The sequence below is a fragment of the Nocardia pseudobrasiliensis NBRC 108224 genome, assembly GCF_001613105.1.
Lineage (GTDB): Bacteria > Actinomycetota > Actinomycetes > Mycobacteriales > Mycobacteriaceae > Nocardia > Nocardia pseudobrasiliensis.
On sequence record NZ_BDBS01000040.1, the window covers coordinates 56,374 to 80,863 of the forward strand.

A 24,490-nucleotide genomic window follows, 5' to 3' on the forward strand; every position below is an offset into this window, starting at 1 on the left:
AGGTGCGGGGTCGAAAGTGGTAGCGGGGCAGCGGGTGTCGCGCCGATCAGTCGTGGGCGGCGCCGCGCACGTGGGCGCGGGCGCCGTGGACGCCGAACAGGATCAGCAGCTCCACCGCGCCGCCGTCGGCGCTGCCGAGCCAGTGCGGCTGCGAGGTGTCGAATTCGGCGGCCTCCCCCGGGGGCAGGGTCAGGTCGCGGTCGCCGACGATCAGGCGCAGACGGCCGGTGAGCACATACAGCCATTCGAAACCGTCGTGGGTTTGCGGTGTGGGTTCGAGGGGTTCGGGGCGAGCGGGGATGAGCATTTTGAAGGCTTGGATCCCGCCCGGTCGCCGCGACAGCGGCAGGAAGGTCATCCCGAATCGGTGGATCGGTTTGAGGTGGATGCGGGGGTCGCCGGTGCGGGGCGCGCCGACCAGATCGTCGAGGGGCACATCGTAGGTGCGCGCCAGCGCCAGCAGCAGTTCCAATGTCGCGCGGCGCTGCCCGCTTTCCAGCCGCGACAGCGTGCTTTCGGAGACGCCGGTGCGGGCGGCGAGATCAGCCAGGGTGATGCCGCGGTGACGGCGCAGCGCGCGCAGGCGCGGTCCCACCGCCTCGAGGACATCGTCGATGTCACAGTCCACCCCCGCTATCTTGCCGGAACCGCAAGTTTTCGTGCCAGCCGTGGGTGGTCGTGGCGAGACTGAGCGGGTGCCGAGCGAAGGAGTTCCGATGAGCAGCACCGATGCGGTCGCATTCTGGGACGGCGTCCACAGCGCCCGCCCGCCGATCACCGATCCGCGACCCAATGACGTTCTCGCCGCGGTGGTTTCGCCGCTGCCGCCGGGCCGGGCCCTGGATCTGGGGTGTGGTGGCGGCGGTGACGCGGTGTGGTTGGCGCGGCGCGGATGGCAGGTCACCGCGATCGATATCTCCGCGGTGGCACTGACCCGGCTCACCGACCTGGCCCGCGCCCACGGCCTCGACGATGCCCTCACCACCGAGCGCCACGACCTGGCCGACTCCTTCCCCCGCGGCGAGTTCGATCTGATCTGCGCCCACTACCTGCACACTCCCGCCGACCTGGATCGCGCGGCGGTCCTGCGCCGCGCCGGGCACGCGCTGCGGGCGGGCGGGCGACTGCTGGTGGTCGATCACGGATCGACCGCGCCCTGGTCGTGGAATCAGGATCCCGATCCGCGCTACCCGAGCCCGGCCGAGACCGCCGCCCGCGTCGACCTGGATCCGGCGATCTGGTCACTCGAACGCGCCACCGCGCCCACGCGACTGGCCACCGGCCCGCACGGCAGCACCGCCGAGGTGACCGACCACGTGCTGCTGTGGCGTCGCAGCGCCTGAGCGGCGTCGGCGCGGTGGCCGCGCCGGCAGCGGCTGCGCACCGGCACCCACGATCGGCAACGGCGTTGCGACAGCGGCATTCCCGCGCGGCCCATTCCCGCTGCGCGGCACGGGCTTTCTCGATGGCGACGGTCACATCCGCGGCGGTCCCGACAGGCACCTCGCCCAGCGCCCCCCCCGCACCGAACTGCGCACCGCCTGACCGGCAGCAGCATCGGCGCGCACCCACATCGGCGCCTGCGGCGCGCACGAGCTCTCGGCAGCAGTATGTGCTCGCCACTCGCACCCGGAACACGCGGGACGAGAGGCGGTGCGACCGCACCGTTGGCTCGGGCGAAGCGACCAGGGCCCTGCTCGGCGGTATCAGCCTGATGCCGCGCCCGTCTCATCTGCCGTCCGCGGCGTCGCCGCATCCTGAAAGGAGACCCACTCGTGTCCACCTTCCCGCGACGCGGCCGTCGCCACGACAGTCCGCCGCCGCGCACCGCGAACACCGAAAGCGCTGTGCTGCGCGGATTTCTCGACTATCTGCGGGCCTCGGTCGCCGCGAAGCTCGACGGCGCGCCGGAACCCCAGGCGCGCACCGCGATGGTGGCGTCGGGGACGACTCTGCTCGGCTTGCTGGCTCATCTGACCTGCGTCGAGCGGTCGATGTTTCTGGGGGAGACCGTAGCCGACTGGCAGGCGAGTTTCGTGCCCGCACCGGATGACAGTGTCGCCGAGGTCCTCGCCCGCTACCGCGAGGCGGTCGCGCGCGCCAACGAGGTACTCGACGGGTGCACCGACCTGTCCGCGCCGATCCCGCGACCGGGCCGCGCCGCGCCGAGCGTGCGCTGGGCCTTGGCGCACATGATCGAGGAAACCGGCCGCCACGCCGGGCACGCCGACATCCTGCGCGAATTGATCGATGGCGCCACCGGACGCTGAACCGTACCCGGACCCACCACGCCGGTGAGGCCCCTGCGTGCCGCGGCACGGCTCGCTGACCGATGTCGCCGGGTCGCTCCCGTTGCTCGTTCTCCCCGAGTGAGCGCCGAGGCCACCGTTCGCGCGGGCGACAGCGCGAACCCGTGAAGTCCCCGTTTTCGCTCGCTCACCGCGCCACCCCGACGATCCCGTTCCCTTTTCCCAGACAGGTTGCACAGATGAGCATCACCTCCTCGCGGCCGCTGCGCGCGCTACTGACCATCGCGCTCACCGCGCTGGTGGCCATCGCCGCCACGGCGTGTTCGACTCCCGGTGACACCGCAGTTCCCGCCTACGCCGCGGTCACCCACGCCGACCCGCGATTCACCCAGACCTTCCGTCACGAGTTCGCCGACATCGACGGCGTGCGCATGCATTACGTGACCGGCGGTCACGGCACACCGGTCGTGTTGATCCACGGCTGGCCACAAACCTGGTACGGCTGGTGGCCGATCATGCCCGCTCTCGCCGAACACCACACCGTCTACGCGGTGGACCTGCCCGGCCTCGGCGACAGCGCGGGCACCCCGACCGGCTACGACAAAGCCACCCTGGCCCGCTACCTGCACACTCTGATCGCCGATCGACTCGGTCTGCGCGATGCCCGCGTGGTGGGCCACGACTTCGGCGCCGCGGTGGCATTCCAGTACGCCGACCAATTCCCCACCGACACCGCCGCCCTGGCCTACCTGGACCTGCCGCTGCCCGGCCCCGCCATCGACGCCGCCACCTACCGCCGCCTGAGCTGGCATATCGCCTTCCATTCCCAACCCCGCGTCCCCGAGGCCCTCGTCGGCGACCACGTCCGCGACTATCTGGCCCTGTTCTACCCCCAGGTCTCCTACGGGGGCACCGCCTTCGGCGGCAGCGGCGACCATTCCCCCTTCACCGACGCCGAAATCGACGAATACGCCCGCACCTACCGCCGCCCCTCGGCCCTCTCCGGCGGCTTCGAGCTCTACCGCGCCCTGGACACCGACGTCCGCGACATCCTCGCCGCTCCCGCGACCCCGGTCCCGGCGCTGCTGCTGACCGCCCAGGGACAACTGGACGCGATCCGCGCGACGGTGGCACCGCGAATGAGCAATATCGTTGCGGCGGCGGATGTCCCGCACGCGGGACATTGGCTCGTGGAGGAGAACCCCGACTTCGTGACCGCGCAGCTGCTGCGGTTTCTGTCGTGAGTGGCGCACGCCGCGGTGGTCCCCGGCGGCACAGGTCATCGCTCGCGCCCGCGGCGGCGGCCGCGCCTGATCCGCCAGCGCGAGGTCGGCATTCACCCGATGGATTCGATCCCGCGCGGCTCCCGGCGAGGTCGGCATTCCTCCGGGTGCGTGGTGATCCGAGATCAATCAGCCCAGGAGAAGGAGTCGACCCGCCACACCGAATCCTTCTTCACCACACCGACTATCACCGCACGGGCGGGCTGAGCGGGAGCCCCGGGAAACGTCGCGACTGCGCGCATCCGAGGGGCCCTGGCACCTCAGAGATCGAGGTCATATCGGAGTAGTCGATCACCGGCCGCGAGCCGTTGAGCCACAGCGACTTCCGAAGCGGGTCGAGTGCCTGTCGGACCGGCCGCTGGTCGAACTCGCCGCGCCGATCAGCCGACAAGCAGTGATGAACGAGGGCGGGAACCTCGTCGGCGATCGCACCCAGCGGTCCCTGGACCGTGAAGCCAACACCCGCGAGGTCGGCTCACCGGCATTCGCTGATGCCGGAGCTCGCTGCTGGCCCTGATCGTCGAGGGTGAGCGCGCCGGGCGTCGGCGGGCAGCAACTCAGTCGAAGGCTGTCCCGTGTCCGGTTCGTTGTCGTTGTCGTTGTCGTTGTCGTGGTTCGGTCGATCGGTGGGGGCGGTCCGGGCGCTCAGCCGGGATTGGTACTGACGTACCAGCGGGCACAGTTTTCGGCGAGGTTTCGTAATATTTCGTTTCGTTTGGCGCAACGTAACGAAACGTAATGGTTGGCGAGAGGAAACAGCAGATCCCGGAATGTTGACCGCCGATAAGGTTCACTTATCGGAGGTCAACGCCGCCGTGCGACTCCGGGTTTCGTTTCGTGTCGTTTCGTTGGAATTGACGAAACCAACGCTACGATTTCCCGGTGTCGACCCTCTGCAACTACCCCGACTGCACGCGGCCCATCACGCGCGGCGGTGGCCCCGGACGGCCCTCGGAATACTGCGATCATCCCGAGCACACGCGCTGGCGAGCGTGGCGGGAACGGCAGCGACGCCAGCAGGACGATGAGCAGACCCCGGCCGCTAACGTCACTGTGACGCAACAGGGTCCGGTGACCGCGGCGCGGCTGCGCGCCGATGAGCTGCTCACCCAGTTCACGACGTTGGCCGATCAGCTGGGCGACACCTTGACCGCGGCGGTCGCGCAGATGTCGACCCTGGCCGACCCGTCGGTGGCCGAGGCGCAGGTGCAGGCCACTCAGGCCGATGCGGCGCGGCGGATCGCCGAGGCGCAGATGGCCGCGGTCACCGCCGAACAGGCGCGCCGCGACGCCGAACAGGCGCGGGCGGGCGCGGAATCGGCGGCCGAGGATGCCGCGGCGGCCGCCGAACAGGCCGAGGGGCGCATCGCCGAGGCGGTGGCGGCGCGCGACGACGCGCTCGGCGAGGTCGAGCGGGTCACCAAGCGGGCCGCCGATGAGGTGTTCGAGGCCCGCTCCCAGGCCGAGGCCGAGATCCGCGCCATCCGCCGCGACACCGCCGACGCCATCGACCGGGCCCGCGAACAGGCCGGCGAGGAGATCGCGCTGGCGCGGCAGAAGGCCGGCGCCGAGGTCGAGCGGGTCAAACGCGAAGCCGCCCAGCAGATCACCGCCGCCGCGGCCGAACGCGATCTGGCCGTGCAGCGCGCCGCCGACGCCGAACGCGCCATCGAACGCGCCGAGGCCGCGGTCACCGAACGCGCCCAGGCCCTCACCGACACCCGCGCCGAGCTGGACCGGGTGCGCACCGAACTGGCCCGCACCCACACCGAACTCACCGATGCTCGCCGCACCGCGGCCGCCGAAATCACCGCGCTGCGCACCGAATTCGCCGCCACCCTGGCCAGCGCCCACCGCGACGCCGCCGACCGCCTGGCCGCCGTCGACGACGCCCGCGCCCAAACCCTGGTCCGGGCCGAACGCGCCGAACGGTTGCTCGATGAACTGCTGGCCGACTCCCGGCGGGGCGCGACGCCGGCGTGAGGTGCGTGGCGTGTGCATGAAGGGTTCGGCGCGCACAGGCGCGATGAGCCCGCGGAGCTTACGGTGGGTCGAGAATTACCTCCCTTGCGACAAACCGATCACCCCGGTGCCCTCACCGTCGGGTACATGGTCTCTGCGCTAGGTGTACTGACCACCGACGTTGGGGTCGGTCGATGACGGCGCACCGGGCCAGGCGTGGGGGGCGTCCGGATCGGCGCGTGTCGCGGCGGGCACCGGTCGGGGCGGCGGGTGGTGCGGTCGGGCAGCCGCACCGCAGCGCGGCCACGGTCGGCAGGGTCGCGGCGGCGGGCAGCAGACCAGCGGGACGTATGACTGTCACCGGAGAAATCCGGTGCGGCACAGCACCTCCGGCACATCCCCGCGCCGCTCCCGGAATCGGTCCCCGACCCGATCCCGGGGGCGGGTTCCGGACAAATTATGGGCAAATGACCAGCTATTGAGGTTGGGGTCATATCATTGTGCTATGCCCCTTCTGCGAGTCACCGGGCGCACCGACCTGTTCGCGGGTGATGCCTGGCAGGCGGCGTTCGCCGTCGGATGTGTCTCGGTGGGTCTGGGTGTGGCGATGCTGGTGTGGCCGGACAAGTCGGTGCGGGTGAGCGAACTGCTGTTCGGCCTGTGCCTGGTGTTGGTGGCGGCCTGGCAGTTCGTGGTCACCTTCCGGGCCCCCATCGGTCGCGGACTGCGGATTCTGCAGTTGATCACCGCGTTGTTGACGGTGTTGCTGGCGGTGTGGTGTGTGCAGAGCGGGGATTGGGTGTCGTTGTTGGCGTTGTGGGTGGGGATGGGGTGGGCGATCCACGGCATCGTGCAGGCGATCGTGGCGGTGTGGTCGCCACAGTTGCCCGATACCGGCCGCCAGGAGGCGGTGGGGTTGGGCACGCTGGTGGCGGGCCTGGCGGTGATCGTGTGGCCGATCGAGACGGTGGCGGCGCTGTCGGTGCTGGTGGGGTTTTTGTCGATGGTGTTGGGCGGGGTGCAGATTCGGACCGCGGCGCGGATCGGGCGCCCGCTGCCGGTGGGACAGACGGGGTTGGGTGGGTTGTTGCGGTCGCAGCAGCCGTATCGGGGGTGATCGTTCGCGGTGTCGGCGGGGAAAGACCGATGCCGCAGAGGCCCGCCCGCGCGGCGGCGGGTGACCGTGTCGGCGGCTGTGGCTGGCTTCCGCGCGCAAGGGGTGGGGGTGGCACCGACACTGGCTGACGTCCCCCGCGTCACGCGGGCGGGGAAACCTCGTACGGCGTGTGAGCGGTCGCCGTCGCGGGCGCGCGAGGGACGGTGCCCGCCGGGGATGCGGGCGGGTGCGGGGGCGGCGCGATGGTGTCGGTCTCGTGCGTCGAGTGCGGCTGCCCGCAGGGGTGTCGGGCGCGGGGGCGGGCGGCGCACGCTGACAGCGGTGAGCCGGTGGTGACGGGAGGGGCGATATGGCTACTCGGGCAACGGTTTCGGCGTGTGTGGTGGTCTGTGCGGTGGTGTGTGGGTGCGCGGCGGGTCGTGTTTGTTCGGTTTGCCGGTTGCTTGGGAGTCGCGGCAGGACGAGAACTCTGGTTACGCTTGCACCTGACGTGGTGTGAGGTCCTACGGTCGGATCTGTGACCAAGTCGAGTGAAGGTGACGCGCACGACGCGCCCGGTGTGGCTGTGAAGGTCGGTGAGTTGGCGGCCGCGACCGGACTGTCGGTGCGTAGCCTGCACTACTACGACGAGATCGGACTGTTGTCACCGTCGTGGCGGACAAGTGCCGGGCACCGGTTGTACTCCGCGCGGGACGTGGAACGTCTCTACCGTATCGGTCTGTTGCGACAGCTCGGGCTGCGGTTGGACGAGGTCGCCGCCGCCCTGACCGACCCCGACTGGGATCTGCTCACCGCCATCCACCAACACATCACCCGGCTCGACCAGAGCCTTGGGATGGAACATCGGCTACGCAACCGGTTGGCCGCGATGATCGACACCCTCGCTCGACATGGTGAACCCGACATCCACGAACTGCTCGACACCTTGGAGGACATGGCGATGCTCAACACCAACGTACGACGTCGTATCCCGACCCTGGTCTATCGCGATATCGCTGCGGCCCACGCGTTTCTCACCACCGTGTTCGGTTTCGAACCAGGCCGTATCGAACGGGCACCCGACGACACCGTCTACCACGCCGAGGTCACCGCAGGCGACGGAGTCATCTGGTTGCACCAGGTTTCCGAGCGGTTCGGCCTGCAGTCGCCCCAAACCTTGGGTGCCTGCACCGAGGGAATGTCGATCATCGTCGACGACGTCGACGCCCACTATCAGCACACCGAACAGCAGGGCGCGGATATCGTCTACCCGCCGACCGACCAACCCTACGGATACCGCGAGTACAGTGCCCGCGACCTGGAACAGCGACTCTGGTCGTTCATGTCGCCGCTAGCCTGACGCCCTGGGGGTAAGACAGTGTCGGGCGAGAACAGCTGCGACACAGCTGATCTGCACTGGCCACTCGCCCGATCAGCGGCTTGGTGCGGAGGTAGCCGGGGCCATCGACGCTCCCCAGCGATACCCGACATTCGGCATGTGCGTGCATTCTCGAACGCGCTCGACGGTATAGAGCGCTTGCGGCGACAGACGAAAACCGTTCGCCTGGAACAAACGCAGATGCATACGGTCGCCGGATGGGATCGGTCCGCATGAGGATGGGTGACTACACAGTGGAGCAGAGCCGGGCATGGCGATGTGAGGCGAGCGCGTGATCGAAGCACAGGTTTTGCTGCCCGACGACTGGCGGTTGTGGCGTCGGTTGCGCCAGGAAGCGCTCGGTGAGTCCGCGGCAGCGTTCGGCTCGACACTGGCGCATTGGACTGGGGCGGGCGACACGGAAGAACGTTGGCGCGCACGTCTTTCCGATGTTGCTCTGAATGTGGTTTTCCGTTTGCGCGGTGCACCCGCAGGCATGATTTCCGCTTATGTCCGTGATGATGCGGTTGAACTCATCTCGTTGTGGGTCGCCCCGTTCGCTCGTGGACGTGGTGTCGGCGACGCAGCCATACAATCCGTTGTGAGCTGGGCGAACCCGCTCGCGGTCGTGCTGTCGGTCAAGGCCGACAACAAGTCGGCCATACGGCTGTACCGACGCCACGGATTCGTCGACGCCGGCCGATCACCCGACGACCCCACCGAGCGACGGATGTACCTACACACCGACGCCGAACAGGCGCTTTGATTCGGCCTGGCCACACGGGATGTGGTCTCCGAAATCCGCACGTCGGCATTATGGTGCGTCCGCGAGATCGATCTGTGGGTCACTTTTGGGTCGGACCATAGGGGTCACGGATCGGGATCTGGCACAGATTGCGTGATTGTCCCAATCGGGATGTGGACGGGCGCTTGATGATTCATCGTTCCGCACCGGTAGGTGCGTGTGCTACTCGATGGGCAGGCTCGACCAGTGGCTTTCGATCGCCTCGTCACGTCGTTCGATCCACTGTGCCCACCATCGCCTGCGCCGCTCGGGGAATTGCTCGTGGTCGTAGTTCGGCTCCCGGATCGTGCCACCGGAGCGTTCCAACAGCATCCATGCGGTCAGGATGTATCCGGGCATGAGGTTGTGCCAGAACCAGCTTCCGGTCCTGTAGTCGCGATCGAGAATCGTGTTGACGAAGGTTTCGAATGCCGCGACGTCGATGTCGCACTCGTCGTTGATCATTCCGCTGAGTCCGCTGGGCACCCCCAGTTGATCGGCCAGGAGCTCTGCCATGGTGGCGAACAATGGCCCGTCGAGGACGCCGGGCGAGTTCCAGACCATCTTGTCGCCGGCATTGAAGTATTGGCTCATGCAGGGATTGTGAAGCGACTCGTCCCAGCCGGTCGAACCATCGTCCGTGACCTGCGTGATTCGGCCTTGTTGGGGTTGTTCAGTCGCTCAGCAGGATTCGTTTGCGGAGCAGGTCAGGTTTGGCGCGGCCGAACATTTGGCGTTTGATCATCTTGATCCGGTTGACGTGGCCTTCGACCGCACCGCTGTTCCAGGGCAGCGTGAGCCCGGCGGTGACGGCGTCGTGGTCGCGGCGCAGGCCGCGGACGAACGAGTGCAGGGCGGGCAGGTCGTCGGTTTCGACTGCGGTCATCCATTTCTCCATTTCACGGCCGCGGAGTTCGGTCATGATCGTGGCGAAGCCGCGGATGTGGCCGACCAGTGCGGTCAGTTCCGGACTCATGTCCAGGATGGCTTCTAGCCGCTGCCGGTGTTCCGGATCGAGTCGTGCGGGGTCGCTCATGATCCAGCCGGCGACACGGCGGACCGAGGGTGGCTTGCGCAGGTGTTGCAAGATCTTCGTGCGTCGGGCATGCCGCGCTGCGAGCTGCGGTATCTGCTCGGCGAAAGTCCCTCTGCCGCAGTCGGAGTTGTCGCAGAACAACCGGCGCACCCGCAACCGGATCAGCACCTCCCGGCCGGTGATCGCCGTGTCGGACAACCGCCGCTGGTAGCGGCTGTGGACTCGACGAGACGATAGCCCGCAGCCCGGGCAGACGGCCGGCTCGTCACGAGTGCTCACGTCCAGCCGCATCCGCAAACTTGCCGAATCCACCCCGTCGATCCGCAGCCCGTCCAGATGTGGGAACAGCACCGCCACCGGTCCAAGATCAGAACACCGGCAACATGATCGATCATCAAGCGCCCGTTCGCATTCCGAGCCGGGTCAATCACGCAATCTGTGCCAGATCCACGGATCGGTCGGACTTGACACGGGTGTCCGACCTACACGACCCCGCCGGATGACACCGAGGTGCACACGGTGCCGGTCGATATTGACACCTGTGCATTGCAGGTGCACCCGGTGAGCGCGGCGCTGCGCGGGCGGCCGGGGTGTGCACCGTGGCGTCGTTGTTCAAGCCGAAACCGGCCCCACCTCATCGACTACACCGCGATGCAGCGCATCTGGGTACAACACGGCGCGACACCGTAACCCACCGCGGTCGCCGTCACGAGCCGGAAGCGGGTGCGGCGGGCCGTTTTCGACCGACGCGTTCTCAGGCGCGCTCGAGCAGCGGCATACGCCCACTGGCGTCCTCCCGTGCCCGAGCCGGCCAGACCGCGTGTTCGCTGCGGTATGAGGGGCGGACCGGCCCCGAGGCGATGACGCAGACCGAGGTGTGCGGCCACAGCGACAGGCGACGTGGGCGACGATCCGGTCCGCACGCACCGACGGCGGTGGCGATTGGATCGCACACGCGCTGCGACCGCTGTGTCGCGCCGGTGGGGCGCTGGTGGCGGGCTAGGGTCGGGGCGTCAGCGCGGGCGCGGCGAAGGGACGTCGATGTCGTTGTCACGTCGGGAGTTGTTGGTCGGGGCGGCGATCGGGGCCGCGGCCACGCTCGGCGGTTCGGGGTCCGCGCGGGCGCAGGGGCGGGTGTTGACGATGGGTGATCCCGGCTACGCGGCGGCGACTTTGCGTGGCTACAACCGGCGCTTCCTCGCCCAACCTCAGCGGGTGGTGCTCGCGAGCACCGGTGAGCAGGTGTGTGAGGCGGTGGCCGCGGCGGTGCAGCAGCGGATGCGGCCCGCGGTGCGCGCGGGCGGGCATTGTTTCGACGATTTCGTCGACAATCCCGAGACGCAGGTGCTGGTGGATGTGGGGCAACTGGACGAGATCGGCTGGGATGAGCGGTATCGCGCGTTCTCGGTCGGGGCGGGGGCGCGGCTGGGGGCGGTGTATGCGGGGCTGGACCGGTGGGGGGTGACGATTCCGGCGGGCATCTGCCAAGGCGTCGGGGCGGGCGGGCATTTCAGCGGCGGCGGGTACGGGCCGTTGTCGCGACGGCACGGGCTGGTCGCCGATCATCTGTTCGGGGTGGAGGTGGTCACCGTGGACGAGCGCGGGCGCGCGCGGGCGGTGGTGGCCACGCGGGAGGGACCGCACCAGGATCTGTGGTGGGCCCACACCGGTGGCGGTGGCGGCAATTTCGGTGTGGTGACACGGTTTCTGTTGCGTTCACCCGGGGTCGACGGGGCCGATCCGCGGGCGGCGTTGCCGCGGTCGCCGGATTCGTTGTTCACCGCGCGGATGTTCGTGCCGATCGCCACCGAGGACATGTTCGTGCGGTTGCTGCGCAACTATCTGGATTTCTTCTACCGCTACCGGGATCCGGGCAATCCGTTCGCGGGACTGTATGCGCCGCTGAGTGTGCGGCCCACCGCGACCGGGTTCGCCGAGATGCTGATCCTGGCCGACGCCCAGGCCCCCGACGCGCGGGACCGGCTGGAGGCGTTCGTGGCCGCGGTGTGTGACGGGGTGAGCGCGCCGCTGCTGGAACCGGCCACCCGCGCCAGTTACGCCGAGACCGTGCAGCGGGTCTACTACACGCCCGCGCCGCAGCCGCCGCGGGTGAAGGTCAAGGCCGCCTATCTGCGCCGCCCCTACACCGACGAGCAGTTGCGAATCTGCTACCGGCGCATGGTCGATGCCTCGGTGATCGGGGAATCGGAGTTGGAATTTCTGCCCTTCGGCGCGGCGATCAACGCGGTGGCCCCGGGCGCCACGGCGATGCCCGCGCGGGATTCGTTTCTGACGATGCTCATTCACACCGCGTGGCGGCTGCCCGGTGATGACGAGCATTTCCTGGGGTGGGCGCGGGAGTTCTACGGTGCGCTCTACGCCGACAGCGGCGGTGTGCCCGTGCCCGATGCCCGCAATGGCGGCAGCTATATCAACTATCCGGATCCGGATCTGGCCGATGCGCGGTTCAATCGGTCCGGGCGGGCGTGGCACGAGCTGTATTACGGGGCGGGCTATGCGCGGTTGCAGCGGGTCAAGGCGCGCTGGGATCCCGGTGCGGTGTTCGCGCACCGGCTCGCGGTCCGGGCGCGGTGAGGGGTCAGGTCAGGGCCAGCACGCGGGCCGGGCCGCCGGTGCCGCCGGCGTGTTTGGGCGCCCCGATCACCACGGTGGCGCCGGTGGGCGGGACGGCGGCGAGGTTGGCCAGCATTTCCACCCCGTAGCGTCCGGCGCCGAGAATCGTTGTGTGGGCGCCGAATTCGCGGGAGGCGGCGGGGTCGAGGCTGAGGGTGTCGACGCCGACGCCGACGATGTCGCGGTGGGTGAGCAGGAACGCGGCGGCGGCGGGGTCGAAGCCGGGCGCGTGCGGGACGCCCGCGGGGTCGAGGTTGACGAATGCGCCCGGGGCCGACAGTCGCTGTTCCCATCCGCTGTGCAGGGCCACGAACGCCCGCGGCGGGATGCGGCCGTGGCGGGCTTCGAAGGCGTCGATGTCGGCGAGGGTGAGGGTGGTGTCGGGGTCGGTATGGGCGCGGGCGGCGATGTCGAGCACGATCAGCGGCGCGACCAGATCCGCGGCGGGGATGCGGTCCACGCTCGCGCCGGCGCGCACCCGATGCAGCGGCGCGTCGATGTGGGTGCCGCTGTGTTCCCACAGGGCCAGCGCGTAGTGGGCGAACCCGCCGGTGTCGTGGGAGCTCACCGGGATCGCGGCGAAGGAGGCAAAACCCGGCCACATCGGCAGCTGCGGGGTGAGGGTGTGGGTCAGATCCACCACCGCGCCGAAACTCGGCCGTGCGCTGGCCGGGGTCGCGGGGGCGGTCCCGGCCCATGCGGCCGCGGTGGCGGCGGTGGCCGCGCCGAGCAGGCCGCGCCGGGCGAGGGCGTGGTCGTGGGCGAGGCGGACGATGCGGGGGGCGCACATGATGGGCGCAGCTTAGCCAGTGGCGGCGCGGTGGGGTGGGCAGGCGCGCGGGGTGGGCGATCTCATGATCGGTGGGGGCGGTGACGGCTTTAGGCTGGGTGGGAAGGCTCGTCGCAGGGAGGAAACGCTGTCATGGCCACACTGTATGAGCGGCTCGAGGAGTCGCTGCAGCGGTTCATCACCGCGCAGCCGATGTTCTTCGTGGCCACCGCGCCCAGTGACGGCGGGCGGGTCAACCTGTCGCCCAAGGGGTATCGCGATACCTTCGCGATCCTCGACGAGCACACCGTGGCGTATCTGGATCTGTTCGGCAGCGGGGTGGAGACCATCGCGCATCTGCGCGACAACGGCCGCATCACGATCATGTTCTGCTCGTTCACCCGCCACTCCAAGATTCTGCGCCTGCAGGGCGTCGGGCGGGTGGTGCGTCCGGATGATCCCGAATTCGCTGCGCTGGCACCGCATTTCGGCGCGGGGCATCCCGGGGTGCGGGCAATGATCGTGGTGCGGTGCGAGCGGATCGCCGATTCGTGCGGATTCAGTGTGCCGTATATGGATCTGGTCGATGAGCGCGCGGTGCTCGACACCTATCACGGCCGCAAATCCGACGACGATTTCGCGCGCCGCATCGGCGGGGACAACGCGACCAGCATCGACGCGTTACCCGCGCTGCACGCCGATCATCCCCTGCCCTCGACGTTGCGCTGAGCGCGTGCGCGATGCGGTGGCGCCCGGCTGGTCCGGCGACCGGGTCCGGCCGCTGACATGTGGGTGAGTGAGGATCATCCGGGGTTCCGGTCGTAATCACCGAGCGGGTCGTCGTCCGCGGCGGCGCGTTCGGCTTCCGCGAGCGCGCGGTAGAGGGAGGCGACTCACCCCGCGCCTGCGGGCACTGCCCGTCGACCCACTGCGCCCTCACGTCTTCATGACGCTGCGACCCAGGCCGGACGCAGACATCGAAGACATCATCGACAACATCTTGCTCCCCCTGGTCCGACCCGCACCATAAGCCGCCGATGAGCGCGTCCACCGCGGCAGACCCCTACAGGTATGGATCGAGCATGACGGCTGGCGGGGAGCTGCCTGGCGCGAGATCTGCGTGTACACCGCAGCATCCACGATCGCGAGGCGTTCGGGCACGACCGCTCCGTACCAACGGCGGATCACACAGCCACCGCAGACCTTTTCCGAAATCCGGCAAACCCCGGCGCGCCCTGATCGACGGCGTTCCCGCAGCGACCGACACACCTGGTTGGCGGGTGCTTCGCGGCGACCAGGCGCGTGTCCCGCGCTGTCGGGGTGCGCGGTGGGGGTGAGTCGAGTGCCGTGATGGGTGCGCGCGCGTGGCTAGGCTGGGCGGGGTGTTGCAAGTGTGTGTGAACGGCGCGCGAACTCTCGCGCAGTGTCCCGGTTTGCCGGTGACCGCGTACCAGATCGCGGCCGCGGCGCGGGCGGCGGTGGCGGCAGGTGCGGAGGATATTCACCTGCACCCCAAGGATTCTCGGGGGCGTGACAGTATGGCCGCGCAGCATGTGGCGGCGGCGGTGGGCGCGGTGCGTGCGGTGGTGGGGCCGGTCGCGGTCGGGGTGACCACCGGCGCGTGGAGTGAGCCGGATCCGGATCGGCGAGTGGCGCGGGTGCGGTCGTGGACGGTACTGCCCGATCACGCGTCGGTGAACTGGCACGAGGACGGCGCGCAGGAGGTGGCGGCGGCGTTGATCGAACGGGGGATCGGGGTGGAGGCGGGGATTTATTCGGGAACCGATGCGGTGCGGCGGTTTCGGTGTTCGCCGCTGGCGGATCGGGTGGTGCGGGTGTTGGCGGAGGTGACCGATACCGACCCGGCCACGGCCCCCGACACCGCCGCCGCCCTGCTCGCCGCCCTGGGGCCCACGACAGCGCCGGTGTTGTTGCACGGTGAGGACGGTGGGGCGTGGCCGGTGTTGGCGGTGGCCGCCGAGCGCGGGCTGTCCACGCGGATCGGGCTCGAGGATGTGCTCACCGACCCCGCGGGTGTGCCGGTGGGGGACAATGCGGTGCTGGTGGCGGCGGCGCGGCGACTGCTGGGCGGGGCGACCGGTCGGTGAACAGGTCGATCAGTCGCGCCGCGAAGGCCGGGGCGTGGGCGCGGGGGCCGTTGTGTTTGCCGGGCAGTCGCCGCAGCGGCAGGCCCAGCCGCTCGGCGAGCGCGGCCGCGGGCCGGGCGGGCAGCAGTGAGCCGGTGCCGTGTCCGGCGGCGAGGATCAATCGGTCCGACACCGCGGCCAGGGCGGCCAGATCGGGCTGGTAGGAGGTGAATTCGCGCAGTTCGTAGCGCATCATGATCGGGCCGTTGGCCGCCAGCCGCGCCCAGGTCTCGGTGTCGCGGGCGGTGCGTTGTGCCGGTGCCGGGGAGGGGTCCATGGCCTCGCCGATCCCGGCGAGGAATTCCGCACCGGCCGCGGCGGGGCCCTGGTCCAGCAGCAGCTGATACACCCGCTCGATCCAGGCATGATGGGTCGGCGCATCGGGCAGGATCGCGAAACAGGGTGGTTCGTGGGCGAGCAGGGTGTGCACGAGGTGGGGCCGGCGGGCGAGCAGGTCCAGGCCGACGATGGCGCCGTTGCTGCCGCCGACGACGTAGGCGGGGGCGTGCGGGGACAGGTGGGTGATGAGCCGGGCGGCGTCCTCGGCCTGCACGGCGACGTGTTGGGGTTCGGGGCGCCCGCTGTGCAGGGTGCTGCGGGAGTAGCCGCGCACGTCGTAGGCGACGACGGTGAAATGGCTGGCCAGCGCGTCGGCCAGGGGGTCGGCGTGGCTGGCGTCGCCGCCACCGCCGGGGATCAACAGCAGCAGCGGGCCGTGGCCGCGGATTTCGTAGTAGAGGGTGGCGCCGTCGACGGCGAGGGTGGCAGAGCGCATCGGGGTTCGGTCGTCCTCAGGTGTATGTCGGCCAGTGCGACAGGGTGTGGTGCAGGGCGTCGAGAATGTGGCCCCAGCTGGCGTCGGTGGGGCGGGCGTGCGCGAAGCCGCCGGCGGCTTCGAGGGTGGCGAAGCCGTGGAAGGTGGCGCGCAGCAGTCGGGCGGCGTCGGTGCCTTCGGGTTCGTCCAGCCCGTAGGCGCGCAGGATCGCCGCGGTCAGTTCGATACTGCGGCGTAGCGCCGGTTCGGCGCCGACTTCGGCGGGGTCCATGCGGATCTGGGTGGCGGCGTAGCGGCCGGGGTGGCGCAGCGCGAAGGCGCGGTAGGCGTCGGCGAAGCCGATCAGCGCGTCTTTGCCGGCGCGCCCGGCGACCGCGGCGGCGATCTGGTCGTTCATCTCCTGCGCGGCCAGCAGCGCGACCCGCACTCGCAGGTCGTGCAGGTTGCGTACGTGGGCGTAGAGGCTGGGGTCCTTGACGCCGACCGCGCGCGCCACCGCCGACAGGGTCAGCCGGTCGAAGCCGATCTCGTCGGCCAGATCGGCGGCGGCGAGGGTGAGGCGCGGCGCGGTCAGACCTGCTCGGGGGGACATCACCCACCTCCTTTCCTAATTCATTTAGGTTAGAGGCTAATTGCATTAGGTGCAAGTGGGCGTGCGATGCCCCGGGCCCGTCCTCGGCGCATCCGCTGCGATCCACCGCGCGTGGTCCACCTGCCCGCACCGCACCCCTGTCGCGGTCAGCTCCGCCATGGTCGCGGCCAGATCCGCGCACATCGACTACAGCGCACACCGCCCGGTCTCGACCGGGTCAGCGGCGTGCACGGCCAGCTCGGCGGACGGACACCGGAAAATCAACCACCCGTCCCCAGCGTCGAGAGGCGCCCACCCGAGCACACCGCGGAACAACACGCGCGCGGCGTCGGGATCGGTGACGTAGCCGAGGGTGTGCGCACCGACGAGCATGCGCACACCCTCCCCACGCTCAGGATTTGCGGGCCAGCGCGCAGGAGATCAACTGCTCCCACACCGTCAACTCGCGGATATCGACCCCGATCTTGGTGACGTCCTCACCCGGGCCGGGCGCGGGCCGCCACAGCGTGCACAACTCCAATCCGGGCGCGAGCACCTCGAGATCACCGAACAGGGCGAGGATCTCGTCGTCGTTGCGCCAGCGGCCACGCCCGAAACTGCCCTGCAGTTTCTGCTCGGCCAGCCGCGTCTCCTCATTGTGACCGGACTGGAAATGCGAAATGTAGACCTCGCTGCCCGCGGGCACCCGATCCACCCACCAGCGCACCAGATCCGCGGGACGCTCGTCGTCGTTGAGGTGATGCAGAATCGCGCTGAACACCAAACCGACCGGCTGGTCGAAGTCGATGAGCCGACGCACTTCCGGATGCGCGAAGATCTCCTCGGGCTCACGCAGATCCGCGGTGATCACGGTGGTGTTGTCATCGGTGGCCAACAACGCCCGCCCGTGCGCGAGCACGATCGGATCATTGTCGACATACACCACCCGCGCGCCCGGGTCGCGGCGCTGCGCGACCTGATGCACATTGTCCGCGGTCGGCAAACCACTACCGAAGTCGATGAACTGACGAACGCCGTCGACGGCGATATGGCCGACAGCGCGAATCAGGGCCTGACGGTTGGCGAAAGCGATCGCGACGGAACCGGGTAGATCCTTGATGAAGAAGTCACCGATCTCGCGATCGACCGCATAGTTGTCCTTACCACCGAGCAGATAGTCGTAGACGCGCGCGATACTCGGCCTCGACTGATCCACCCGTGTGGTGGTGCTGTCGGTCATTGGAATCATCCCCTGTCGCTGGATGCGTTGACGATTCAATCCTAGAAGCCCAACCCTGCCGAAACAGGCGCTTCGGTTATACCAGCAACCCGACAGGCAGTGCAGCCGAAGATCGAAAACGGGATGCCTTCGAGCGCAACGGGTTTGCCCACGACCCCCGCTGACCCGCCCCCTCACGACCGCACCGCGGCCCGGCATCACCGCCCCAGCGCCGCCACCGCCACGCCTGCGCCGACAACCGCTGCGACAAATGGGCCACCACATCCCCGCCGGGCAGCTCACGCCGGATGAACCGAGGCCCCGGCCGGAAGCCCACGGACCCCACCGGTCCACCCGAAACGACCGCCCATCCGCGCGCTCGACATCCCCGCCGACCAGATACCGGTGCCCGCGGAAAACTCACCACCGCCACCGGCTCCACATCCCGAATCGACGCCCACCCACCATGATCGGAGTAAACGAAGCGCAACCGCTCCCGACGCGCCACCACCTCCGGATCCACCCTGCCATCCTTTCGAGACACGATTCGACCTAACCAGGCCCTCCCACCCACCCCCACCCGGAACGACCTCACGGCAGTCCGCATCGACACCACCCGCGCCACCCCGCGCCGACAACACCACCGGCCTCGCGGGGTTGCCGTCACCGCCCCGCTCGTGTGGGATCGGCAGGACGCGGTACGGAAGGACTCACGATGCGCCCGCTGGGACACGACGACCCGACCACCCTGGGCGACTACCGACTCCTGGGCATCCTCGGCGCCGGCGGCATGGGCCGGGTATACCTGGGCCGCACCCGCGGCGGACGCACCGTCGCCGTCAAAGTCGTACGCCCCGACCTGGCCGGCGACCCCGAATTCCGCATCCGATTCCGCCGCGAAGTCGACGCCGCCCGCCGCGTCGGCGGACCCCACACCGTCCCCGTCCTCGACGCCGACCCCGACGCCCCCACCCCCTGGCTGGCCACCGCGTTCATCGTCGGACCCGACCTCGGCCACGCCGTCACCACCCACGGCCCGCTACCCGAACCGGCCCTGCGCGCCCTGACCGTCGGCCTGACCCGCGCCCTGCTCGCCATCCACACCGCGGGCCTGGTCCACCGCGACCTCAAACCCTCCAACGTGCTACTGGCCGTGGACGGCCCCCGCGTCATCGACTTCGGCATCGCCCGCGCCGCCGACGACAGCCACCTCACCACCACCGGCAAAGTCATCGGCTCCCCGGGATACCTGTGCCCCGAACGCATCACCGGCACCGCACCGCTCGGCCCCGCCGGCGACGTCTTCGCCCTCGGCGCGGTCCTGACCTACGCCGCCACCGCCACCGGCCCCTTCGGCGACGGCGACCCCGTCGCCATGCTCTGGCGCGTCGTCGCCCAACCCCCACACCTGGACACCGCCCCCGCCGCCCTGCGCCCCCTGCTGCGCCACTGCCTCGCCAAGGATCCCGCCGACCGCCCCACCCCCGAGGAAATCCTCACCCACGCCCACACATTGGGGCCCATCCCCACCACCGGCTGGCTGCCCGCCGCCCTCACCGAAGACATCGGCCGCCGCGCGGTCGCGCTCCTCGATCTGGAAACAGCCACCGACCCCGCGACCCCACCCACCATCCCCGCCGGGCCTCACCACCGCGGCACCGAAACCCGAGACCGCTCAGGACCCCAGCCACAACCCGCTGCGCCCCAACACAATCCCGCAACCGGCCACACGAACTCCACCCCCGATCACCGCACCCCACGCGGACCGCAGTCCGGGCCGGACTCGGGATCCGCACCCCCACCACAGCAGACGGGCACGCAACCGCACACCTCGAGTCGCGCCGAGCCCACACCACCGCGACACGAACCGGACGGCGAATCATCATCCCCGCCCCCACACACCCCCGCCGCCGCGACCTACCGCCACGAACCCGGCCCGCACTCGACCACGACTCAGCACCACACGACAGACCCCAGCGACGCCCGACACGATGCGCAATGGTGGTCGACTCCACCCGCCGCCGCCCAACCCGGCCCGCCACACTGGGCTTCCGGATCGCACCTGTACACCGACCCCGCAGACGAGCCCCGATCAGCCCCACCCGCCTACGCCCGCAACCCCGCTGCGCCCGCCCCCGCGTGGGGGACAGGCACCCCGCCCTCCGGCATCAATCCCGCTGCGCCACACCAGAGCCCCTCCGGCCCACACACCCTCGTGCGCCGCTACCCGCCGACCGACACCGCATCGACCCGACCCCACGACACCACTCCCACACCACGCCGCACACCGGTACGGTGGGCCGCGGCCGCCGCCTTCGCGTTCGTGCTCGCCGCCACCACCGCGACCCTCGCCTACACCACCCACCGCGGCGCGCCCGCCACCGCACCCAGCGACAGCGGCGACACCACCGCGGCCACCACCCAGACACTGCCCGACGCGTTCGTGGGCACCTGGTCCGGGCAGGGCAGCGACAACGGCGTCGGCTTCGACATCACCGTCACCCTGCACGACGGCACCCTCGGCGACGAACTCGGCTCCTCCCGCAACGCCGGCGCCCACAGCGGAGCGGTCTGCGAACGCGCCGAAACACTGGCCTCGGTACACGATTCACAGATCACGCTGCACGCGCGGCTGCTCACCAACGGCGCACTGTGCAACGACGACGGCCAAACCTCCACACTGTCACTCAATTCCGACGGCAGCCTCGACTACAGCACCCCGGGCCTGCTCGGCGCCATCACCGGCACCCTGCACCGGCAGTGACACCGCGCACTGCCCTTTCACCGCCACACTCGATCCGCCTCTTCCCATTCCGGTCGCAAAGGGTCACATTGGACAGGGAGTGGCCGGGGGACGACCGCCCGCCGGTCCGCCCGCGATCGGAGACAGTCATGACCCGTCTGGAACGACAACTGCTCTCACTACTGGACGCGCTGCGCGAACACGCCACCGCCGGCAGCGTCGACCGAATCCGCCACACCGTGGTCGCCCTGGCCGACCACGCCCGCGAACTCGACCCCAGCGACCCGTATCACCAAGGCGTGCACCACCTCTACGACTACGTCGACGCCACCACCCGCGCCGCGGTCACCGACCCCACCGCCTGGATCACCGGCCCCCGCGCCGATATCGAAAACAGCCTGTCCGCGGTCCTGGCCGCCGCCCGCCGCGGCGGCGGCGTCTACACCGTGTCGTGTCTACGCGAAGACCTCACCCTGCTCACCCGACGCATCGACGCGCTACCGGCCGCCGACGCCGAACCACTACGCCACCTGCTCGCCTACGTCCAAATGAAAACCCACCAGGCGATGGAACTGGCCGTACACCGCGACTGGGGCATCGTCACCACCACCCGCCGACCCGACCGCACCCCGGTCACGGCCAGCGACCACCGCACCCACTGACCCATATCGGTTGGCGGGCAGCCTCATTCGCTGTCGGCCGCCGACGTCGGCTCACAGCGGCGCGCCAGATCCGCCACCTTCGCCCGATACTCGAGCGGAGTCAACCGTCCCGACATCCGCGCCGCCAGCAACGCGTTCTCCGCGTTCAACGCCGGCCACACCTGCGCGGGATCGGCCCACGCCAAGGTCATCTGCGTATCCAATACCGGCGGGGGACCGGGGGATTCACCCGCCGCCCGCACCGCCCGCCGCGCGCGCGACGCCGGTTCGTCCCGGTCCTTCCACCACGCCCGCGGGCGGATCCGCCGTTCGAGACATGCCACGACCGCCCACCACAGCGCGACCGTGACGCCCACACACACCAGCAGCAGCACGAGCTCCATGCTCATCAGCGGGTCTCCTCACGCTTGCTCGAGCCCACTTCTACTATTCCCCGTCCGAGCGGCCCGAATCAGTGCGGTGGGTCGATGACCGTGACGGCTTTCGGCGCGGGTATGCGAATCAGAGTACGTCCGTGACCGCCTGCCGGAGAACACAATTCGATCACCGATCACCGGCGGGCCGGGGCCCACACCAAACCCGTTCCGTCACAGTGACGTTAAATGGTGGGTGAGCGGGCGCGACAGGGGAGGGGCACCCCGATACACTCACCCGTCATGGGGGTACGCGCGGTCATCTTCGACATCGGCGGAGTTCTCGAGATCACCACGGAGATGACCTTCCTCGGCGAATGGATCCGCCGCCTCGGATTGTCCGCCCGCCACCTCGACACCGACCTCATCGACCTCTGGCCCGCGGGCGAACTGGGCACGGTCACCGAATCCGACGTCCACGACACCCTGTGCCGCACACTGGCAATCGACCAGCACACCGCCGACGCCCTCCTCGCCGATATGTGGACCCAATACCTCGGCACCGCCAACACCGCACTGATCGACTACCTACGCGCCCTGCGCCCGCGCTACCGCACCGGCCTGCTCAGCAACAGTTTCGTCGGCGCGCGCGAACGTGAACGCGCCGCCTACGGTTTCGAACACGACGTCGACGAGATCGTCTACTCCCACGAGGTCGGCCTCGCCAAACCCGACCCGGCCATCTACCGCCTGGCCTGCACCCGTCTGGGCGTGACCCCCGAGGAGACCGTATTCGTCGACGACTCGCCCAGTGCGGTCGCCGCCGCCCGCGCCCTCGGGATGACAGCGATTCACCACAGCGCCAATGAGGCCACCATCGCGGCAGTGAATTCCGTGCTGGCGCAGGAGCCGGACGAACGACCCATCTGCAATTCGTCACTGTGACGTATTGCGGGGGTCATCCTGAGTCGAGGGGAGAGCCCGAAAAAAGGGGGCAACATCTGAGCAATCCGCCGGAAATCCCGAGAAGTAAGCATGAGGAAATATTCCGGTGGATCGCCGAGGGGCCGTAAAACCTTCAGGGTGCGGCGGATTCGACTTCGCGGGCTCCCGGCGGTACATCCACGCAGCGATCCGACGAGGCCAGTCAAGGAAGCGCCGGGATCGCCGATGATCGCGAATTGCGGTGTGTCTCAGCGCATTCAAGATCACCCACCGGCCTTGTTGTTGCGCCGATAATCTACATTATGTCAAGTAAGCGAGCGGGGGCGGTCCCGTCGGCCGACGCGACCGCCCCCGGTACCGTCTCACCGTCATTCCCGCCGACCGGGCACCAGCGCCTCCCCACAAGCCTGGCCGGGTCAGGCTATCGACCCGGATGAGGGTTTGCCGCCTCCCTGGCGCCGCAGCGAACTCTCACTCGGCCTGTGCGCGAGGTCGATGCGGCGGTCAGGACTTGCGACATCTTGTCCGATCGACAGTTCTTGTACAGCCGAACCACCGCCTGGCTCAGACTCATACCGAGCTCGGCCGCGTGCGCGGCGGCCTGCTCGAACACCTTCGCGTCGGTCACCCGCTGCGGATCGCTGACGAAATCGTCGAGCACCATGCCGCTGTAGGCTTGTGCCCGGGTCAGCCGCACCCCGGGCAGCCAACTCAGCTCCACAGGTCACCGCCCTGGAGATCATCGAGCCGACAGGCGTATTCGGGGCTGAGACCGCTGATCATCATCCAGTCCGATACCTGGATCCCGGCTGCGCCACGCGGTACCGACAGCAGCAGAACCTGCCGCGCGCGAGCGCTCTGCTGCGGTGTCGTCGCCGAACTCGATGCCTTCTCCCCTGCCGGCCGGTCAGTATCGAATCCCTCACCGCGCTGACCAGCCGGTCGTGTACCGGCCACACGTCGACCACGGTCGTCGGGAACGCGCGCGCGAAGCTCGCCTGCCGCGGTTGCGCCCAGGGACGACTGGTCGATCAATGCGTGGAAATCAGGGCCCCGGATTGTCGTGTCGGTTTGTCATGGCTATCCCCTGCCGCCCAATCGACCCACCACTCACATGTTTCATCAGCCACGCCCAGCGCTGCTCGACCGCCCGCGGCGACGTTTCGCCGAATACCTCCGCTATCTGACGATTGGAATAACCGGATGCCTTGCCCCACACTATGTTTCGGTCCGCTCGGTCGGCAGCGCGTGCAGATGTTCGCGCAGGATCGCCTGCTGGCAGGGATCGCCGACATCGGTTCGGTCGGCCGGTGGACGGAGGGCTTGGGTGCGGGCTGCGTCGAAGGCTTTGCGGTCCCGCTCACGTGCGCGGTGGCGACGCCCCAGTTCGTTGCCCAGCGCATATAGGCACGTTTTCAGGAAATTCGTTGTCAGGCTCGCTCCCCCGCCGGGTTTCCATCCGGTTCCTTGCAGGCAGTGGGTCCGAAATTTGTCGAACGCCTCCACCACCGCCATGTCGACGATCTCGTCGCAGCAGTCGGGATCGCTGCTCGGTCCCGGCAGATCGTCGGTGCGGCAGTGCACTCGATTGCGCGCGTCGAAGTAGATCGCCACCGCCGAAACGCCGTGCCTGCGAGCATGTCTCAAATCCGCCAGCCTCGTGCGGGCGGTGTTGAGGACCGGCTCGCCGCCGCATACAACGTCCGCATGATCGACTCGCTCCCCCGCAGCCGTGCGCAGGCCGAGCCTGGGCACCGCGCCGCGGCCTGGGGCCATCCAGGGGAATTTGTCGTGTCGCGGCAGACGATACCTCGCGGTGGCTGTCCGGGCATGCGCCGGTCCGACGAAGGGTCGACGTCGCGGTCTCGGGGTCGAGCACTGTTG

The 24,490-nt window shown here is 69.3% G+C and carries 24 protein-coding genes and 1 pseudogene; 13 read left to right on the top strand and 12 right to left on the bottom strand.

Annotation, left to right across the window (positions count from 1 at the left end; translation table 11 throughout):
• Positions 1-46 precede the first annotated feature (46 nt).
• A complete protein-coding gene (locus NP4_RS28940) occupies positions 47-628 on the bottom strand; it encodes a helix-turn-helix domain-containing protein (RefSeq protein WP_068004670.1) in 582 nt (193 codons plus the stop codon).
• An 88-nt stretch (positions 629-716) separates the two neighbouring features.
• Between NP4_RS28940 and NP4_RS28945 the strand changes: the two genes are divergently transcribed.
• From NP4_RS28945 to NP4_RS40270, 7 genes are all read left to right on the top strand, one after another.
• Positions 717-1,343 (top strand): class I SAM-dependent methyltransferase, encoded by a 627-nt coding sequence (locus NP4_RS28945; RefSeq protein WP_068004672.1) that lies wholly within the window; start codon positions 717-719, stop codon positions 1,341-1,343.
• Between the two features lie 432 nt (positions 1,344-1,775).
• Entirely contained in the window at positions 1,776-2,270 is a 495-nt protein-coding gene (locus tag NP4_RS28950; RefSeq protein ID WP_068004673.1) for a DinB family protein, read from the top strand.
• 218 nt (positions 2,271-2,488) lie between these two features.
• Positions 2,489-3,493, top strand: a complete 1,005-nt coding sequence (locus tag NP4_RS28955; RefSeq protein WP_068004675.1) for an alpha/beta fold hydrolase — start codon at positions 2,489-2,491, stop codon at positions 3,491-3,493.
• A gap of 921 nt (positions 3,494-4,414) precedes the next feature.
• Positions 4,415-5,515 (top strand): coiled-coil domain-containing protein, encoded by a 1,101-nt coding sequence (locus tag NP4_RS28965; protein ID WP_169813819.1) that lies wholly within the window; start codon positions 4,415-4,417, stop codon positions 5,513-5,515.
• A gap of 484 nt (positions 5,516-5,999) precedes the next feature.
• Complete coding sequence (locus tag NP4_RS28970) at positions 6,000-6,611, top strand: HdeD family acid-resistance protein (RefSeq protein WP_068004679.1); 612 nt, start codon at positions 6,000-6,002, stop codon at positions 6,609-6,611.
• 517 nt (positions 6,612-7,128) lie between these two features.
• The gene (locus NP4_RS28975) at positions 7,129-7,950 is read left to right on the top strand and encodes a VOC family protein (protein WP_068004681.1); all 822 of its coding nucleotides are present in this window, start codon (positions 7,129-7,131) and stop codon (positions 7,948-7,950) included.
• Between the two features lie 310 nt (positions 7,951-8,260).
• Complete coding sequence (locus NP4_RS40270) at positions 8,261-8,734, top strand: GNAT family N-acetyltransferase (RefSeq protein WP_082876312.1); 474 nt, start codon at positions 8,261-8,263, stop codon at positions 8,732-8,734.
• A gap of 201 nt (positions 8,735-8,935) precedes the next feature.
• Here the strand turns inward: NP4_RS40270 and NP4_RS28980 are convergent, their stop codons facing one another.
• The 3 genes and pseudogenes from NP4_RS28980 to NP4_RS43560 all read right to left on the bottom strand — a co-directional run.
• A complete protein-coding gene (locus NP4_RS28980; protein ID WP_068004683.1) occupies positions 8,936-9,346 on the bottom strand; it encodes a DUF6086 family protein in 411 nt (136 codons plus the stop codon).
• Between the two features lie 79 nt (positions 9,347-9,425).
• Complete coding sequence (locus tag NP4_RS28985) at positions 9,426-9,938, bottom strand: transposase (protein WP_444980127.1); 513 nt, start codon at positions 9,936-9,938, stop codon at positions 9,426-9,428.
• Positions 9,927-10,079, bottom strand: a pseudogene (locus tag NP4_RS43560) (transposase family protein); the annotation flags it as partial. The gene NP4_RS28985 and the pseudogene NP4_RS43560, both read right to left, overlap by 12 nt.
• Before the next feature lie 750 nt (positions 10,080-10,829).
• Here NP4_RS43560 and NP4_RS28990 point away from each other — a divergent pair.
• Positions 10,830-12,383, top strand: a complete 1,554-nt coding sequence (locus NP4_RS28990) for an FAD-binding oxidoreductase (protein WP_068004689.1) — start codon at positions 10,830-10,832, stop codon at positions 12,381-12,383.
• A 4-nt stretch (positions 12,384-12,387) separates the two neighbouring features.
• Here the strand turns inward: NP4_RS28990 and NP4_RS28995 are convergent, their stop codons facing one another.
• Entirely contained in the window at positions 12,388-13,212 is an 825-nt protein-coding gene (locus tag NP4_RS28995; RefSeq protein ID WP_068004692.1) for a cyclase family protein, read from the bottom strand.
• 132 nt (positions 13,213-13,344) lie between these two features.
• On the opposite strand from NP4_RS28995, the gene NP4_RS29000 reads away from it, so the two are divergent.
• Both NP4_RS29000 and NP4_RS29005 read left to right on the top strand, forming a co-directional pair.
• The gene (locus tag NP4_RS29000; protein WP_068004694.1) at positions 13,345-13,920 is read left to right on the top strand and encodes a pyridoxamine 5'-phosphate oxidase family protein; all 576 of its coding nucleotides are present in this window, start codon (positions 13,345-13,347) and stop codon (positions 13,918-13,920) included.
• Positions 13,921-14,630: 710 nt separating this feature from the next.
• Positions 14,631-15,299, top strand: coding sequence for a 3-keto-5-aminohexanoate cleavage protein (locus NP4_RS29005; RefSeq protein ID WP_245998382.1), 669 nt, complete (start codon positions 14,631-14,633; stop codon positions 15,297-15,299).
• Here NP4_RS29005 and NP4_RS29010 read toward each other — a convergent pair.
• The 4 genes from NP4_RS29010 to NP4_RS29025 form a co-directional block, all read right to left on the bottom strand.
• Positions 15,211-16,113 (bottom strand): alpha/beta fold hydrolase, encoded by a 903-nt coding sequence (locus NP4_RS29010; protein ID WP_068004699.1) that lies wholly within the window; start codon positions 16,111-16,113, stop codon positions 15,211-15,213. The two genes, NP4_RS29005 and NP4_RS29010, sit on opposite strands and share 89 nt — an antisense overlap.
• Before the next feature lie 16 nt (positions 16,114-16,129).
• Positions 16,130-16,705, bottom strand: coding sequence for a TetR/AcrR family transcriptional regulator (locus NP4_RS29015; RefSeq protein ID WP_068004701.1), 576 nt, complete (start codon positions 16,703-16,705; stop codon positions 16,130-16,132).
• 186 nt (positions 16,706-16,891) lie between these two features.
• Positions 16,892-17,077, bottom strand: a complete 186-nt coding sequence (locus NP4_RS29020; RefSeq protein WP_068004703.1) for a hypothetical protein — start codon at positions 17,075-17,077, stop codon at positions 16,892-16,894.
• A 19-nt stretch (positions 17,078-17,096) separates the two neighbouring features.
• Entirely contained in the window at positions 17,097-17,924 is an 828-nt protein-coding gene (locus NP4_RS29025; protein ID WP_068004705.1) for an SAM-dependent methyltransferase, read from the bottom strand.
• Positions 17,925-18,618: 694 nt separating this feature from the next.
• Here NP4_RS29025 and NP4_RS42180 point away from each other — a divergent pair.
• Both NP4_RS42180 and NP4_RS29035 read left to right on the top strand, forming a co-directional pair.
• Positions 18,619-20,667, top strand: coding sequence for a serine/threonine-protein kinase (locus tag NP4_RS42180; protein WP_068004708.1), 2,049 nt, complete (start codon positions 18,619-18,621; stop codon positions 20,665-20,667).
• Between the two features lie 128 nt (positions 20,668-20,795).
• Positions 20,796-21,308 (top strand): hypothetical protein, encoded by a 513-nt coding sequence (locus tag NP4_RS29035; protein ID WP_068004710.1) that lies wholly within the window; start codon positions 20,796-20,798, stop codon positions 21,306-21,308.
• A gap of 23 nt (positions 21,309-21,331) precedes the next feature.
• Here the strand turns inward: NP4_RS29035 and NP4_RS29040 are convergent, their stop codons facing one another.
• Positions 21,332-21,697 (bottom strand): hypothetical protein, encoded by a 366-nt coding sequence (locus NP4_RS29040; protein WP_114755831.1) that lies wholly within the window; start codon positions 21,695-21,697, stop codon positions 21,332-21,334.
• A gap of 267 nt (positions 21,698-21,964) precedes the next feature.
• On the opposite strand from NP4_RS29040, the gene NP4_RS29045 reads away from it, so the two are divergent.
• Positions 21,965-22,606 carry an HAD family hydrolase gene (locus tag NP4_RS29045; RefSeq protein ID WP_068004746.1) on the top strand — a complete coding sequence of 214 codons (642 nt, stop codon included), beginning with the start codon at positions 21,965-21,967 and terminating at the stop codon, positions 22,604-22,606.
• A 421-nt stretch (positions 22,607-23,027) separates the two neighbouring features.
• On the opposite strand, the gene NP4_RS29050 is transcribed toward NP4_RS29045, so the two are convergent.
• On the bottom strand, positions 23,028-23,327 hold the full coding sequence (locus NP4_RS29050; RefSeq protein WP_068004748.1) for a hypothetical protein: 300 nt from the start codon (positions 23,325-23,327) through the stop codon (positions 23,028-23,030).
• 497 nt (positions 23,328-23,824) lie between these two features.
• The gene (locus NP4_RS29060; protein WP_147288056.1) at positions 23,825-24,382 is read right to left on the bottom strand and encodes a hypothetical protein; all 558 of its coding nucleotides are present in this window, start codon (positions 24,380-24,382) and stop codon (positions 23,825-23,827) included.
• Between the last annotated feature and the right edge of the window lie 108 nt (positions 24,383-24,490).